Below are 14503 nucleotides of genomic sequence, written 5' to 3' on the forward strand. Positions count from 1 at the left end.
CTAGGAACGTGAGCGCTCGTCGACAGAACCGTGAAGTCGCCAAACACAATCGCGCCCGGAACACGGCGTGACCATGCATGAGGTCGAAGGGGTTCCGACCGCTCGAGGACGGGGCGGTACGTGACCGGTCGATCCCGCGTCGTCCTCACCGACCGGCGACCGGGGCCTCGGTCTCCTGCTGCTTCGACGGGTCGGCAGGACGGTGCCGCACCGCGATGACGAGGAGGGCCAGGGCCACTGGGACCGCCGCCAGGAGGGGAAGGGCGTCCACGCCCGCGCGGGTGATGACCTGCCCGCCGCCGAAGGCGCCGAGGGCGATGCCCGCGTTGCTGGCGGCGTTGACGACCGCCGCGCTGGTGTCGGGTGAGGTGCGCGAGGCGCGGACCGCGGCGCTCATGAAGAAGCCCGGCATGCCGGCGTAGGCCGCACCCCACAGCGGTAGCACGAGCACCGTCGCCCACGTGCGGCCCGCGACCGCGGCCAGCAGCACCAGGGCGAGCAGCAGCACCGCGGTGAAACCGGTGAGGCCCGCGCGGGGTCGGTGGTCCGCGAGGCGGCCGGCGCCCCAGATCCCCAGCAGACCGGCGGCGCCGTACAGGAGCAGCGCCGGGCCGACGCCGGCCTGGGTCAGGCCGGCGTCCAGCAGGACCGGGGAGACGTAGGTGTAGAGGGTGGAGTGGCCGAGCATGATCAGCAGGACGAACCCCGCGATCACACCGAGCCCGGAGCGGACCCGGTACCGCCGCTGCTCCACGGGCCCGGCGGCTGCGGGCCCGGCGCCTTCGCGCCGGGTGGGCGCGGGCGGATCGGGTGCTGGTGGAGCGGGCAGCACCGGCAGGACGAGGGGGGTGGCCAGCACCAGCAGGACCGCTGCGACGGCGAGGGCCGCGAAGGCGGTGCGCCAGCCCAGCAGGCTGCCCAGCCAGGTGCCCAGGGGCACGCCCAGGACGAAGGCGACGGTGCCGCCCGCGAGGACGAGGGAGACCGCCCGGCCCGTGAGGCGGGCCGGGGCCAGGCGGGTGGCGTAACCGGTGACCACCGAGAACAGCACCGCGTGCGTCAGCCCTCCCAGCGTCCGCGCGGCGATCAGGGCGGGCAGCGCGCTCGAGGACGCCATCGCCGCGTTGCTCACCGCGAAGCCGACCAAGCAGCCCAGCAGGAGGCGACGACGTGGCCACCGGGCCGTGAGGACGGTGAGGGGGACGGCGGCGACCGCGACCACGACCGCGTAGGCGCTGACGACGCCGGCCACTGCGGAACGGCTCACCGCGAGGTCGTCGGCCATCACCGCGAGCAGCCCCGCCGGCAGCATCTCGCCGGTCACGGCGAGCAGGACGGCACCGCACAGCAAGAGCAGACGGCCCCGCAGGCGCCGGCCGGAGCCTGGGACGGGAGCCATCGACCTGACGCTACTGGAGTGGACCCGCCGGCACTCCGTGCGAGCAGGCACCCCGAGCAAGAGGTCTTGACCCAGTACGGCAGCGACAGCACGGACCGGGAGCGGGAAGGTCGACCACCCACGCATCAAGCATGTCCGTGAAGTCGTGGCGTCGCCGCGGCCGTCCCCGAACGCGCGATCTCCTCGGTTCCCCGGTCCCGGGCCGCGGTGGACGACGCCTCCTGACCCACCGCCGCGGGTGCGGGGGTGGGCGTCAGCGCGCCGATCGCCACGGCGACGAGGGCGAGCAGCACCACCGCACCCCACGCCACGGCGAGCTGGGCGGCGCTGTCGCGCCGTTCCCGGCGCACGGCTGCGGGGCTCGCGAGCGGGTCCACGACCGGGTCGGGGCGCAGGGACCCGCCCGACAGCGCGCCCCACGACGCCAGCACCAGCCCGGGGAGCAGCAGCGCCAGCGCCGGCACGGGGGTGGACAGGGCGTCGGTGCGGTGGTCCGCGAGCGCTGCCGCGATGGCCAGCACGGAGGTGGCGGCACCGGCCCCGGCGGCCTGGGCGAGGCCCGCGGCGCCGCGAGCGGTCGCCAGCCGCTCGACGAGGCGGGGGCCGATGAACGCCACCACCGCGCACACCAGCAGCGAGGGCGCGGTGATGCGCGCAGCCCCACCGCCGAGCAGGGCGCCGGCGCCGCCCACGGCCCACCAGCTCCCCGTGACGAGCGCGAGCCTGCGCGCGAACTCCAGGGCGCGCTCACGCCGGGTGGGTGCCGGGGCGGCGGCCAGGGCGGCGGCGTACTCGCCGGGTTCTCCGAACGCCTCGGCGGGGTCCTCGCCGCTGTCGGCCAGGTGGGCGCGGACCTCCGCGAGGACGGCGCCGATGCGCCCGCCCGGCACGTCGCGCAGCCGCAGCGCGATCACCAGGTCCTCGCACCAGCGTTCCGCGGTGCGGCCGAGCGCCGGGGTGCCGTGGGGGGAGTTCGTCATCGGGTGCCTCCGGCGGTGGGGACCTCGTGGACGAGGTCGCTGGTCAGGTGGGCGAAGGTGCGCCACTGCGCGCCCTCCTCGGACAGCCGGCGAGCTCCGGCCGGGGTGATCGCGTACCACTTGCGGCCCGGGCCGGACTCGCCCTCGCGCCAGGTGGAGGTGACGTCGCCGGCGTCCTCCAGGCGGGCCAGCAGCGGGTAGAGGGTGCCGCCCTTGACGGCGCCGAGCCCCAGTGCGGCCAGGTCGGCGCCGATGCGGTACCCGTACGTCTCGCCGCGTGCGACGACGGCCAGGACGGCGAGGTCGAGCACGCCGCGCAGCCACTGGGCCGGCCAGGCGGGGGAGTCCCCGGTGGTGGTCACGAACACGATGGTGACGCCACCTAGATGGCGAGGCAACCTACTTTCGTCGGACGGTGCCGTCGCCCGTCCGGAGTCCTGGCACCCTGACCCGGTGGACGCACCCGGTGAAAACCCCCCGCAGCACCTCGGCTGGGGCCGGCACGTGCCGGCGGCCCTCGCCGCGCTCGCCCTGCTGCTCGGCCTGCAACTGCTCGGCACGCTCCTGGTCGACCTCACCGGCCTGCCCGTGCCCGGCGCCGTCGTCGGCCTCGTCGTCCTCCTCGCCGTCGGCGCCCGCCACCGCGGACTCGTCGCCCGCGCCCAGCCCGCGGCCGACCCGCTCCTGCGGCACCTGCAGCTGCTGTTCATCCCACCGGGCGTGGGGGCCCTCACCCAGCTGAGCGCCCTCGCGGAGAACGCCGCACCCCTCGCCGTCTCCGTCGTCGGCTCCTTCGCCGCCGGGCTCGTCGTGGCGGGCGTCCTCCTGCAGGCGCTGCTGCGGCGCCGCACCACCGCACCGGCGGCGCCGTGAACGCCCTCGTCCACGCCCCCGGCTTCGGGCTCGCCCTCACGCTGGCCGCCTACCTCGGCGCCGACGCCCTGCACCGCCGCCTGGGCCGGCCCGCCCTGCTCGCCCCCGTCCTCGTGGCGATGATCGCCGTCACCGTCGCGCTGGAACTGCTCGGCATCGGCTACGACGAGTACCTCGCCTCCGTCTCCGTCCTGACCCTGCTGCTCGGCCCCGCCACCGTGGCGCTGGCCCTGCCGCTGCTGCGCTCGGGCGCGGCGCTGCTCGCCGACCGCGCCGCCGTCCTCGTCACCCTGCTGGTCACCGGCACCGTCAGCGTCGCCGTCACCGTCGGCTCCCTCGTCGCCTTCGGCGTCTCCGACGAGATCCTGCTGACCGCGCTGCCGCGCTCGGTCACCACGCCCGTCGCCGTCACCGTCGGCGCGACCATCGGCGCGAACACCACCCTCGCCGTCGTGCTCACCCTCGTCTCCGGGGTGCTGGGTGCCACCGTCGGGCCGTGGCTCCTGGACCGCGTCCGCGTCGACGACGGCCGGGCCCGGGGTTTCGCCATCGGGGCCGTCTCCCACGGGATCGGCACCGCGCGGGCCCTGGCGCACTCCCACGTCGCCGGCGGGTGGTCCAGCGCGGCGATGGTGCTGAACGCGCTGCTCATGACGGTGGTGCTGCCGGTCGTGGCGCACGCGTTCACCGGCTGAAACCGCCTCTGCCTCGGGTTCCCGCGGTCGCCCGGGTGCGTTCCCGTGGTCGCCGTGGTGCGGTCCCCGGCTGCTGCGGCGGTCGGCTCTCCGCTCGCGCCGTCGCCGGTGCGTTCGTCTCCCGTCGCGTTCGGCGCGAGCTCCGGACGCCGTCCACCGCAGCACCCGGGAACCTCTCGCAGCTCGCCCGGGCGCGGGGTGGGGTTCTCCCGGACGAACGGTGGAGGTGAAGGTGGTGGGGGTGCCGTGCTGCTGGGACACCGACCCCGGCGTCGTGGGCGACCCGGCACCGTGACCGGCCCCTCCTCCGGGAGGGTTCCCCGGAGGAGGGGCCGGTCACGGTGCCGTGATCGGTTCCCCCGACGCGGTCAGGCCGGAGGCAGCACGAGCTGCCGCGGGTCGCAGACCAGCTGGCCGTCGACGACCCGGCACGTCGCCTGGTAGCCGGAGGAGTACAGCCCCTGGCCGAGCCACTCGTACCCGACGGCGGGTTCACCGGCGGGCGTGGAGGAGGTGAAGTTCGCGGCGTCGTCGGGGCTGCCGGAACCGTCGTAGCGCGCCACCGCCGGGTACGGGTAGACGGGCCGGGTGCGGGTCACGGTGCCGTCCTCCTGCACCTTCGAGGCGATGCTCTCGCCCGGGGCGGTGCGGGTCTCCACCCAGGCCATCACGGGGGTGAGCACGTCGAAGGTGTCCGGCCCGAGGCCGCCGGAGCAGTGCGCCAGGCCGGGGAAGAGGTACAGCTTCGCGAAGTCCTCGGTCACCTCGGCGCCCATGGTGCTGCGCACGGTGTCGTAGTACTGCAGCGTCGCCTGGGGACTGATGTGCTGGTCGGACCAGCCGTGCCACAGCAGCAGCTTCCCGCCGTTCTGCTCGAAGCGGGTGAGGTCCGGGTCGAGGGCGGCCATGTAGGTGGACGACTGCACGGCCTCCCAGAACGACGCCTCGGTGAGTTCGAGGTCGGAGAGCTGGTAGTCGGGGTCGGGGTCGTTCGGGTGCGCGAGGTGACGCAGGTAGGACAGTGCGATCTGCTCGCTGAACGTGGTCTCACCCGGTGCGGCGGGCACGAACAGGGTCCAGTCGAGCTCGGAACCCCACTCGTGGGAGATCGCCTGCTCCAGGCGCACCCCGTCGGCGGTGGTGGCGCCGTCGTGCAGGCGGCGGACGACGTCTGCCTCCTCGGCCGACAGGCACGTGGCGGGGTCCTGATCGGTGGCGCAGACCAGGGTGGCCGGGTCGAAGTCGCAGCGGCGCGGGTCTGCGAGGAGCCCGTCGACCAGCCCGTCGAGGTCGTCGCACCTGCCCACGACGGCCGCGTGGATCAGCGGCAGCTTCCCGGCCAGCAGGACGGGCTCGCCGTTCTCGTCCTGGTTGGCGAGCACGTTCCACGCGTGGTGGAAGGTGTTCTGCACGGCCATGTTGCTCGCGGGCGCCCCGGCGGCGATGCCGTCGAAGTCTTCGGGGTAGCGCTGGGCCTCCATGAGCGCCTCACGGCCACCGTCGGAGCAGCCGGTGAAGTAGCTGAAGACGGGGGGCCGGCCGTAGAAGCGGGTGATGAGCGCCTTGGCGACCTGCGCGGTCGCGTGCACCCCGCGGTAGGCGAAGTCGATCTGCGCCTGCGGGTTCCCGGCGGCCCAGGAGCCGTCCGACTGGCCCTGGTGCCCCATGTCGGTGGTGGCGGTGGCGATGGTGCCGTCGGTGACGGGCTCGCACCCGGCGGCCTGGCCGGGGTTGATCTCGGCGGAGCCGCACAGGCCGCCGCACCCGGTCTGCAGGTAGCGCTGGGTCCAGCCCTGGACGGGCAGGTGCACGACGAAGGTGTTCGCGGGGGCGATGGTGCCTTCGACGGCGCAGTACGGCGCCGGGGTGTCGGTGGTGACGACGGTGGCGGACTCGATGGTGACGGCCGCGTCGGTGGCTCCGCTGAGGTCCAGACCGGTCACGGCCGAGCAGTCCAGGACGGGGGCGACGGCTCGCAGGTTCGCGAGCCCGTCGCCGCCGGTGGTGGCGGCGTCGGTGGTGCCGGTGGGTGCTGCGACGGCCGGCGCACCGGCGGTGGTCATCACCGCCAGGGCGGCGATGACGGTGCCGGCGAGCGCCCGGGGACGTCGTCCGGGGGTGGATCGCGGTCGTCCCGCTGTGATCCGCATGGTGACCTCCTCGTCGGGGACCTGCGGCGGACCGGTGCGGGGTTCCCGCGTCGCCGTGCCCGCCGTGCTGCGTGCACGGGGCGGGCGCACCGGAACCGTGGAGGTCTCGTGACGCTGTGCACTCCCCTGTGCGCGCCGGAAGGCTCTCAGCGACTCAGCAGGATTGTCAACATTTTCGTCGACGATCCGGGGACGGGTTCGGGGGGTGGGGGTGCCGGGCGCCGACAACCCCACCCCCCGGCCGGGGACCGGGCCGCCGCGTGCGGGGGAGGCGCGGAGCGCAGGTCCTCGGTGGGACCGCTCAGTCCGTCGCGGGCGGGATCTCGTCCGGCTCCTCGGTGAGGCCGAGTTCACGGCGCTCGTGCTCGACGCGCATCTCCAGCTCGTCGTCGTTCGGCCGCGCCGGCATCTTGCCGTGCTCCTGCCGGTCGCGCGGGGCGGCGATCTCCGGCTCGATCACGTTGTCCAGGGTCGGTTCGTCGTTCTGCTGGCTCATGCCCCGACGCTAGGCACCGCGGGGCGGCCCCGCACCCGCAGGAGCGTCACGAGCGCCCGGCGGCGCGGGTGTGCTCGAAGATCAGGCTGGTCTCGGTCAGGGCGACGTCCTGGTCGCGGGAGAGGTGCTCGGCGACGAACTCGCGCAGGGCGCCGGTGCTGGTGACCGCGACGTGCAGGAGGTAGTCGTTGGCGCCGGCCACGAAGTACACGTCGAGGACCTCGGGCTGGCGGCGGATGCGGGCCACGAAGGGACCCATGCTGCCGCGGGCGTGGGCGGCGAGCCTGACGGCGATCATCGCCTGCAGGTGCAGGCCGAGGGCGTCGGGGTCGACGTCGGCGTGGAAACCGCGGATGACGCCGGAGGCGCGCAGGGCGCGCACCCGCAGCAGGCAGGTGGAGGGGGCGATGCCGACCCGCTGGGCGAGGGCGGCGTTGGTGATCCGCGCGTCCTCGGCCAGGACGTGCAGGATCGCGCGGTCGACCGCGTCCACGGCCGGTCGAACGTTCTTCGGCGGGACAGCCCGCTCTGCACCGCCTTCTGGAGGACCCGTCGTCATCTCCGAACCGTACCGAACGACCTTCGATCTCCTTGCCGTCCGCTCAGCACATCTTCACCCTGGTGAGGACCGTCACGCCCCTGACCCGGAGGTTCGAAGTGCGCATCGGCGTTCCCCGCGAGGTGAAGAACCGCGAGCACCGCGTGGCGCTGACGCCCGCGGGCGTCCACGAACTGGTCGGTCACGGCCACGAGGTCCTGGTGGAGGCGGGCGCGGGGGAGGGCAGCTCCCTGCCGGACGCCGAGTTCGAGGCGGCCGGCGCGAAGGTCGTCGCGGACGTGGAGGAGGTGTGGGGGGAGGCCGAGCTGCTGCTGAAGGTCAAGGAGCCGATCGAGCCCGAGCACCACCGGTTGCGCGAGGGGCAGGTGCTGTTCACCTACCTGCACCTGGCGGCTTCGCGCTCCTGCACCGAGGCGCTGCTGGCTTCGGGCACCACCGCGATCGCCTACGAGACCGTGCAGCTGCCCGACCGCTCGCTGCCCCTCCTGGCGCCGATGAGCGAGGTCGCCGGCCGGCTCGCTCCGCAGGTCGGCGCGTACCACCTGATGAACGCCGGCGGCGGCCGCGGCGTCCTGATGGGCGGGGTGCCCGGCGTGCGGGGAGCGGACGTCGTGGTGATCGGCGCGGGGGTCTCCGGGCAGAACGCCGCGCGGATCGCCCTGGGCATGGGCGCGGAGGTGACGGTCCTGGACCTGTCGATCCCCAAGCTGCGCGAGGTCGACGCCCGCTTCGGCGGGGCGGTGCGCACCACCACCTCCAACGCCTTCGAGCTGGCGCGCGCCGTGCGCAGCGCCGACCTGGTGATCGGCGCCGTCCTGGTGCCCGGCGCCCGCGCGCCGAAACTGGTCGGCGACGAACTGGTGGCGCAGATGCGCCCCGGGTCGGTGCTGGTGGACATCGCCGTCGACCAGGGCGGCTGCTTCGAGTCCACCCGGCCCACCACGCACGACGAGCCGACGTTCACCGTGCACGGCTCGGTGTTCTACTGCGTGGCGAACATGCCCGGTGCCGTCCCGCACACCTCCACCCACGCCCTGACGAACGCGACCCTGCCGTACGTGGTGCGCCTGGCGGACTCCGGCTGGCGCGCGGCGCTGACCGCGGACGAGGCCTTGGCGCACGGGCTGTCCGCCCACGCCGGGCAGTTGACCAGCGCGGAGGTCGCCGCCGCGCACGGCCTGCCGTCCGTCCCCGTCGCGCAGGTCCTCGCGGGCTGAGCCGGGCCGGGGGGTCAAGCCGGTGCGGGGAGGCGTCGATGCACCGGCGTGCGACCCGCCGGCCTCCGCCCGCCCTGGCGCGCGCTGCTCGCCGCCGGCGCGGTGGCCGCGCTGGGGTGCGTGCTGCTGCCCGCGGGCGCGGTCCGCGACGGCGTGTACGCCCTCGTCTCCTGGGGCGGGGTCGCAGCCGTGGTGGTGGGGGTCCGCCGGCACCGGCCGCGGCACGCCGGCGCGTGGTGGTGCTTGGCGGCAGGCGTGGCGTCCTGGGCGGCGGGGGACCTGGCGTGGGTCGTCGTGGCCGAGGTGCTCCACCGGAACCCGTTCCCGTCCGTCGCCGACGTCTTCTACCTGATCACCTACCCGTTGCTGGCCTGGGGCGCTTGGCGGTTCGTCCGCGCCCGCGGCGGCGGGCGCGACCGGGACGGCCTGATCGACAGCGCCATCTTCACCGTCGGGTTCGGCCTGCTGATGTGGGTCTTCCTGGTGCAGCCCGCGCTCGGCGACGTCCAGGCGACGCCGACCGCCCGGGTGGTGGCCGCCGCCTACCCGGTCGGTGACGTGCTGCTGCTGGCCCTGCTGGTGCGCCTGCTCACCACCCGCGGGGCGCGCAACGCGTCGTTCGCGCTGCTGGCGGCCGCGGCGGGTCTGACCCTGCTCGCGGACTGCGCCTTCCAGCTGCTCTCGCTGAACGGCGGTGACGGCGAGCGCGTGCTGGACGGGGTGTGGCTGGCGGCCTACACCTGCTACGGGGCCGCGGCGCTGCACCCCTCGATGCGCCGGATGACCGACCGGCAGCCCCCCACCGGTGTCACCGTCGGGCGCGGCAGGCTGGTGGCGCTGACCGCGGCCAGCCTGCTGTCCCCGGTGACCCTGATGCTCCAGCTCGCGCTGGGGCTGCGCCTGACCGGGTGGGCCGTGGCGTGCAGCTCGGTGGCGCTGTTCCTGCTCGTCGTCTGGCGCATGTCCGGTCTCGTCGCCCACCTGCAGAGCCAGGCGGTGCAGCTGACCGCGCTGGCCCGCACGGACGCCCTGACCGGGCTGGCCAACCGGCGCAGCGGCGACGCCGAGCTGGCGCGGATGCAGGAGCGCGCCCGCGAGGACGGCACCCCGCTGTGCCTGGCGGTCCTGGACCTGGACCGCTTCAAGTCCTTCAACGACACCTTCGGCCACCAGGCCGGTGACCGGCTCCTCCTGCAGGCGTCGGCGGCGTGGGGCCGGGAGCTGGACGGCAGCGGCGCGGTGCTGGTGCGCTGGGGCGGGGAGGAGTTCACCGTCCTGCTGCCCGGGTACGACCTGGACCGCGCTCGGCCGCTGGTCGAGCGCCTGGGCCCGGCGACGCCCGCGGGGCAGACGTTCTCCGCCGGCGTGGCCCGGTGGGACGGGGCCGAGAGCGGTGCCGAGCTGACGGCCCGTGCCGACGAGGCGCTGTACCGGGCCAAGGCCGCCGGCCGGGCGCGCGTGCTCCTCGCCGCGGAGACGGCCCGCCCACTCCTGCCGGACCCGCTCGCCCGGCCCCGCCCGGCCCGTCGTCGTGACCCGTTCGGGTGAGGGAGGCGTTGAACACTGGACCTCCCCGGTCCGCGTGCCGATCACCCCGGTGCGACGTCGTCGAGTGAGCGGCGGCTGGAGCACCGAGGAGTGGAGTCGTCATGGTGGGCACTGGGGACGGTCAGGGGCGCAGGGGCGTGCGGGGCAGGTTCGCGGACCTGCCGGTCGCGACCAAGGTGCTCACCGCGGTGGCCGCGGCGGGGGTCGCCATGGGCGTGTCCGGCGCCGTCGGCGTCAGCGCGCTGGCGCAGGTGGACGACGCCGGTGGCGGCATCTACGAGCGCAACCTCGTGCCCGCCACGCAGCTCGCGGACATCGACGGCGACGTCAACGACCTGCGCAGCGTCGTCCTGGAGGAGGCGCTCGCCCTCGACGCCACCACCCGGGCGCAGCGCGAGCAGGAGATCGACGACCTCCTCGAGGACGCGGACGAGTCCTGGAGCGCCTACACCCTCCTCGAGGGCACCGCGGAGGAGGAGCGGGCCCGCGCCGCGTTCGAGGACGCCTACGCGGCGTTCCGCGAGGCGCTGGAGGGCGAGATGCTGCCCGCCATCGCGGCGGGCGACACCGCCCGCGTCGTGCAGGTCGAGCACGACCTGCTCGACCCGGCCTTCGAGGAGGTCAGCGCCGCCCTGAGCGCCCTGGACGAGATGGAGAACGCCCAGGCCGCCGCCGCGGCCGAGGAGGCGGAGGCCGTCCACCTGTCCGGGCGCAACTCCCTGGTGGTCGCGATCCTCGTCGGCCTCGCCGCCGCGGTGACCCTCGCCGTGCTCATCGCCCGGTCGCTGTCGCGGGCCCTGGCCAAGACGGTCGTGGTCATCGAGGGCCTGGCCGAGGGGCGCCTGGACCAGCGCGTGGACCACCACAGCGGTGACGAGGTCGGCCGGCTCGCCGCGGCCACCAACGTCTCCATCGACAGGCTCGCCGGGGTCGTGCGCTCGATCGGCGACGACGCGACGTCGCTGGCCGCCGCGTCGGAGGAGCTCACCGTCGTCGCCGGTCAGCTGTCCTCCGGTGCCCAGGAGTCAGCGGGCCAGTCGCAGGTGGTCTCCGCGGCCACCGAGGAGATCAGCACCTCCATCTCCACCGTCGCCGCCGCCGGCGACGAGATGAGCGCGGCGATCCGCGAGATCGCCTCCTCCACCGCCGAGGCCTCCTCCGTCGCCTCCGCCGCCGTCAGCAGCGCCGCCGACGCCTCCGCGATCCTGGAACGCCTCTCGGCCTCCTCCCGCGAGATCGGCGACGTCGTCAAGCTCATCACCTCCATCGCCGAGCAGACGAACCTGCTGGCCCTGAACGCCACCATCGAGGCCGCCCGCGCCGGGGAGATGGGCAAGGGCTTCGCCGTCGTGGCCGGCGAGGTGAAGGAACTGGCCCAGCAGACCGCCCGGGCCACCGAGGAGATCACCGGCCGGGTGGGCGCGACCCAGACCGACGCGGCGGCCGCGGCCAGCGCGATCAGCGGCATCAGCGAGGTCATCGCCCGCATCGACGGGCTGCAGGCCACCATCGCCGCGGCGGTGGAGGAGCAGTCCGCGACGACCGCGGAGATGGTCCGCAACGTGGGGGAGGTGTCCTCCGGCTCGCAGGAGATCGCCGCGAACATCGCCGGCATCGCCGCGGCCGCCGCGCAGACCAGCACCAGCGCCGAGCTCACCGAGACCACCGCGGCGGACGTCTCCCGCACCGCCGCCCGGCTCGAGCAGCTCGTCGGCACCTTCCGGTGCTGAGGGCGCGGTGCTGAACGCCCGCTGCTGAGGCCCCCGGCCGCCGGGGGCCTCAGTCCTCGCGCATCTCCACCACGAGGGAGTCCACGACGTCCACCAGCGGCCGTTCCGAACCCGCGCGCTGCGCCGCCGCGAACGCCGCCCGCTGGCGCTGGTAGCTGGCTCCGCGGCGCGGGATGCGCTCAACCAGCCGCAGGTCGTCCTCGCAGCGCAGCCGGCGCGCCACCGGTTCCAGCCGGGTCAGCCAGTCGTCCAGGTCGTCGGTGACGAGGCGCTCGCGGCCGGCGGCGTCCACGATGATCTCGGCGTCCAGGCCGTAGCGCGCCGAGCGCCACTTGTTCTCCTGCACGTGCCACGGCGGCAACGTCGGCAGTTCCCGGCCCGCCTCCAGCTCCGCGTCCAGGTGCACGACCAGGCAGTGCACGAGCGCGGTCAGCGCCCGCAGCTCCCACAGCGTGGGCGTCCCGTCGCACACCCGGACCTCGATGGTGCCCAGCCTCGGGGAGGGCCGGACGTCCCAGCGCACGTCGGACAGGCCGTCGATGACGCCGGTGACGAGCATGTCGTCGACGTACCCCTCGAACTCGCTCCACGCCCCGAACTGGAACGGCAGCCCGGCGGTGGGCAGCTGCTGGAACATCTGCGAGCGGTTGCTGGCGAACCCGGTGTCGTGGCCGGCCCAGTACGGCGAGGACGCCGACAGCGCCTGCAGGTGCGGGTAGTGGTTCAGCAGGGAGTTCAGGATCGGCAGGACCTTGTGCACGGAGTCCACGCCGACGTGGACGTGCACGCCCCAGATCAGCAGCTGCCGCCCCCACCACTGGGTGCGTTCCAGGAGTTCGACGTACCGCGGGTCGTCGGAGACCAGCTGGTTGTCGAACACGCCGAACGGGTGGGTGCCGGAGCACACGACGTCCAGGCCCATCGCGTCGGTCACGCGGCGGATCGCCGTCAGCGACGTCGACAGGTCCTCGGCGGCCTCAGCGACGGTGTCGCACACCCCGGTGACGATCTCCAGGGTGTTGCGCAGCAGTTCCTTGGTGACCCGTGGACCGCTCTCGTGCCCGGGCAGGTCCACGGCCTCCATCACCTCCGCGGCCGCCGACGCCAGGTCGCGGGTGCGGCGGTCGACGAGCACCACCTCCCACTCCACGCCCAGCGTGGGGCGCGGTGAGGCGTTGAAGTCGATCCGCGTCGCCCGTCCCACCGCTCGATCACACCACAACCGCCCGTGGTGCGCGCGCCGCTGGCTGCGTACCGTCCCGGTCGTGAGCACACGGGAACGGGAGACCGACGTCGTCGTCATCGGGGCCGGGGCGGTGGGTGAAAACGTCGCCGACCGGGCCGGGCGCACCGGGCTGGAGGTCGTGGTCGTCGAGGACGAGCTGGTGGGGGGCGAGTGCTCCTACTGGGCGTGCATGCCCAGCAAGGCGCTGCTGCTGCCCGGGCACGCGCTGGCCGCCGCGCGGCGCCTGCCGGGGGCCGCGGGAGCCGTCACCGGTGGCCTGGACACCGCGGCGGTGCTGCGCCGGCGCACGAGCTTCACCAGCGGCTGGGACGACTCCTCGCAGGTGCGGTGGCTGGACTCCGCCGGGCTGGGCCTGGTGCGCGGGCGCGCCCGGCTGACCGGACCGCGCCGCGTGGAGGTCGCCGGCGAGGGCGGCACCACCGTCCTGACCGCCCGCCGGGCGGTGGTGCTGGCGACCGGTTCGGTGCCGGTGCTGCCGGACGTGCCGGGCCTGGCGGCGGCGAACCCGTGGACGAGCCGGGAGGCCACCAGCGCCGACGAGGTCCCCGACCGGCTGGCCGTCGTCGGCGGCGGCACCGTCGCGGTGGAGCTGGCGCAGGCGTACGCCCGCCTGGGCTCACGGGTGACGCTGCTGGTGCGTTCGCGGCTGCTGGGCAAGGAGGAGGACTTCGCCGGGGAGCTCGTCGCCGACGCGCTGCGCGCCGACGGGGTGGACGTGCGCCTGGGCGCCTCACCGGCGTCGGTCTCGCGCGCCGTCACCGCGGAGGGGGGCGGGGAGGTCGCCGTGACGCTGGGGGACGGGTCCACCGTGCTCGCCGACGAGCTGCTGGTGGCCACCGGCCGCCGGCCCGCCACCGAGGGGATCGGGCTGGAGAGCGTCGGGCTGACCGACGGCGGCGGCCTGGACGTGGACGACACCGGTCTCGTCGCCGGGGTGGAGGGCGAGTGGCTGCACGCCGTGGGCGACGTCTCGGGGCGGGTGCAGCTGACCCACCAGGGCAAGTACGAGGCGCGCGTCGTGGGTGACGCGATCGCCGCCCGCGCCCGCGGCGAGCTGGGCCGCGAGGCGCCCGCCTGGTCCCGGTACGCCGCCACCGCCACCCGCGTGGCGACCCCCCAGGTGACGTTCACCGACCCGGAGGTGGCCTCGGTGGGCCTGCGTTCCGGCGAGGCCCGCGAGCAGGGCCTGGACGTGCGGGTCGTGGACTACGCGATCAGCGACGTCGCCGGCGCCTCCCTGCTCGCCGACGGGTACACCGGCAGGGCCCGACTCGTCGTGGACGAGCGGCGGCGCGTCGTGGTGGGCGCCACGTTCGTCGGCCAGGGCGTCGCGGAACTGCTGCACTCGGCGACGGTGGCGGTCGTGGGGGAGGTGCCGCTGGAGCGGCTGTGGCACGCCGTGCCCAGCTACCCCACCGTCAGCGAGGTGTGGCTGCGCCTGCTGGAGACCTACGGCCTCTGACCCGCCCCTCCCAGCCCCCCACCCCCGGGGGGGGGGGGGGGGGGGGGGGGGGGGGGGGGGGGGGGGGGGGGGGGGGGGGGGGGGGGGGGGGGGGGGGGGGGGGGGGGGGGGGGGGGGGGGGGGGGGGGGGGGGGGGGGGGGGGGGGGG

At 75.2% G+C, this 14503-nt stretch carries 13 protein-coding genes; 6 read left to right on the forward strand and 7 right to left on the reverse strand.

Annotated features, from left to right (window positions below):
- Positions 1 to 145: 145 nt before the first annotated feature.
- The 3 genes from ACRYM0_RS10575 to ACRYM0_RS10585 all read right to left on the reverse strand — a co-directional run bounded on the left by ACRYM0_RS10575 (position 146) and on the right by ACRYM0_RS10585 (position 2741).
- Positions 146 to 1399, reverse strand: a complete 1254-nt coding sequence (locus ACRYM0_RS10575; protein ID WP_432504830.1) for an MFS transporter — start codon at positions 1397 to 1399, stop codon at positions 146 to 148.
- Between the two features lie 125 nt (positions 1400 to 1524).
- On the reverse strand, positions 1525 to 2379 hold the full coding sequence (locus ACRYM0_RS10580) for a hypothetical protein (protein ID WP_432504833.1): 855 nt from the start codon (positions 2377 to 2379) through the stop codon (positions 1525 to 1527).
- Entirely contained in the window at positions 2376 to 2741 is a 366-nt protein-coding gene (locus tag ACRYM0_RS10585) for a PadR family transcriptional regulator (protein ID WP_432504834.1), read from the reverse strand. The genes ACRYM0_RS10580 and ACRYM0_RS10585 overlap by 4 nt, the downstream gene beginning before the upstream one ends.
- Positions 2742 to 2832: 91 nt before the next feature.
- On the opposite strand from ACRYM0_RS10585, the gene ACRYM0_RS10590 reads away from it, so the two are divergent.
- Positions 2833 to 3252, forward strand: coding sequence for a CidA/LrgA family protein (locus ACRYM0_RS10590; RefSeq protein WP_432504837.1), 420 nt, complete (start codon positions 2833 to 2835; stop codon positions 3250 to 3252).
- Positions 3249 to 3947: an LrgB family protein gene (locus ACRYM0_RS10595; RefSeq protein ID WP_432504839.1), complete on the forward strand. Its 699-nt coding sequence runs from the start codon at positions 3249 to 3251 to the stop codon at positions 3945 to 3947. The genes ACRYM0_RS10590 and ACRYM0_RS10595 overlap by 4 nt, the downstream gene beginning before the upstream one ends.
- Positions 3948 to 4315: 368 nt before the next feature.
- On the opposite strand, the gene ACRYM0_RS10600 is transcribed toward ACRYM0_RS10595, so the two are convergent.
- The 3 genes from ACRYM0_RS10600 to ACRYM0_RS10610 all read right to left on the reverse strand — a co-directional run bounded on the left by ACRYM0_RS10600 (position 4316) and on the right by ACRYM0_RS10610 (position 7152).
- Positions 4316 to 6097 carry a tannase/feruloyl esterase family alpha/beta hydrolase gene (locus ACRYM0_RS10600; RefSeq protein WP_432504842.1) on the reverse strand — a complete coding sequence of 594 codons (1782 nt, stop codon included), beginning with the start codon at positions 6095 to 6097 and terminating at the stop codon, positions 4316 to 4318.
- Positions 6098 to 6398: 301 nt separating this feature from the next.
- The gene (locus ACRYM0_RS10605) at positions 6399 to 6593 is read right to left on the reverse strand and encodes a hypothetical protein (RefSeq protein WP_432504844.1); all 195 of its coding nucleotides are present in this window, start codon (positions 6591 to 6593) and stop codon (positions 6399 to 6401) included.
- A gap of 46 nt (positions 6594 to 6639) precedes the next feature.
- A complete protein-coding gene (locus ACRYM0_RS10610) occupies positions 6640 to 7152 on the reverse strand; it encodes an Lrp/AsnC family transcriptional regulator (protein WP_432504846.1) in 513 nt (170 codons plus the stop codon).
- 98 nt (positions 7153 to 7250) lie between these two features.
- Between ACRYM0_RS10610 and ald the strand changes: the two genes are divergently transcribed.
- The 3 genes from ald (at position 7251) to ACRYM0_RS10625 (ending at position 11647) form a co-directional block, all read left to right on the forward strand.
- Positions 7251 to 8369 (forward strand): alanine dehydrogenase, encoded by a 1119-nt coding sequence (ald, locus tag ACRYM0_RS10615; RefSeq protein ID WP_432504861.1) that lies wholly within the window; start codon positions 7251 to 7253, stop codon positions 8367 to 8369.
- Between the two features lie 48 nt (positions 8370 to 8417).
- Entirely contained in the window at positions 8418 to 9917 is a 1500-nt protein-coding gene (locus ACRYM0_RS10620) for a GGDEF domain-containing protein (protein ID WP_432504849.1), read from the forward strand.
- A gap of 101 nt (positions 9918 to 10018) precedes the next feature.
- The gene (locus tag ACRYM0_RS10625; protein ID WP_432504851.1) at positions 10019 to 11647 is read left to right on the forward strand and encodes a methyl-accepting chemotaxis protein; all 1629 of its coding nucleotides are present in this window, start codon (positions 10019 to 10021) and stop codon (positions 11645 to 11647) included.
- A gap of 49 nt (positions 11648 to 11696) precedes the next feature.
- Here ACRYM0_RS10625 and ACRYM0_RS10630 read toward each other — a convergent pair whose 3' ends face one another.
- Positions 11697 to 12851 carry a glutamate--cysteine ligase gene (locus ACRYM0_RS10630; RefSeq protein ID WP_432504853.1) on the reverse strand — a complete coding sequence of 385 codons (1155 nt, stop codon included), beginning with the start codon at positions 12849 to 12851 and terminating at the stop codon, positions 11697 to 11699.
- Between the two features lie 61 nt (positions 12852 to 12912).
- Here ACRYM0_RS10630 and ACRYM0_RS10635 point away from each other — a divergent pair, with 61 nt between their 5' ends.
- Positions 12913 to 14355 carry a dihydrolipoyl dehydrogenase family protein gene (locus tag ACRYM0_RS10635; protein WP_432504855.1) on the forward strand — a complete coding sequence of 481 codons (1443 nt, stop codon included), beginning with the start codon at positions 12913 to 12915 and terminating at the stop codon, positions 14353 to 14355.
- Positions 14356 to 14503 lie beyond the last annotated feature (148 nt).

Source organism: Kineococcus arenarius subsp. arenarius (genome assembly GCF_050871845.1).
Classification (GTDB): Bacteria; Actinomycetota; Actinomycetes; order Actinomycetales; family Kineococcaceae; genus Kineococcus.

Bases quoted from the DNA above. Each gene is read 5' to 3' on its own strand.
- ACRYM0_RS10580 (WP_432504833.1), bottom strand. From the start codon at position 2,379: ATGACGAACTCCCCCCACGGCACCCCGGCGCTCGGCCGCACCGCGGAA.
- ACRYM0_RS10605 (WP_432504844.1), bottom strand. From the start codon at position 6,593: ATGAGCCAGCAGAACGACGAACCGACCCTGGACAACGTGATCGAGCCG.
- ACRYM0_RS10625 (WP_432504851.1), top strand. From the start codon at position 10,019: ATGGTGGGCACTGGGGACGGTCAGGGGCGCAGGGGCGTGCGGGGCAGG.
- ACRYM0_RS10600 (WP_432504842.1), bottom strand. From the start codon at position 6,097: ATGCGGATCACAGCGGGACGACCGCGATCCACCCCCGGACGACGTCCC.
- ACRYM0_RS10575 (WP_432504830.1), bottom strand. From the start codon at position 1,399: ATGGCTCCCGTCCCAGGCTCCGGCCGGCGCCTGCGGGGCCGTCTGCTC.
- ACRYM0_RS10610 (WP_432504846.1), bottom strand. From the start codon at position 7,152: ATGACGACGGGTCCTCCAGAAGGCGGTGCAGAGCGGGCTGTCCCGCCG.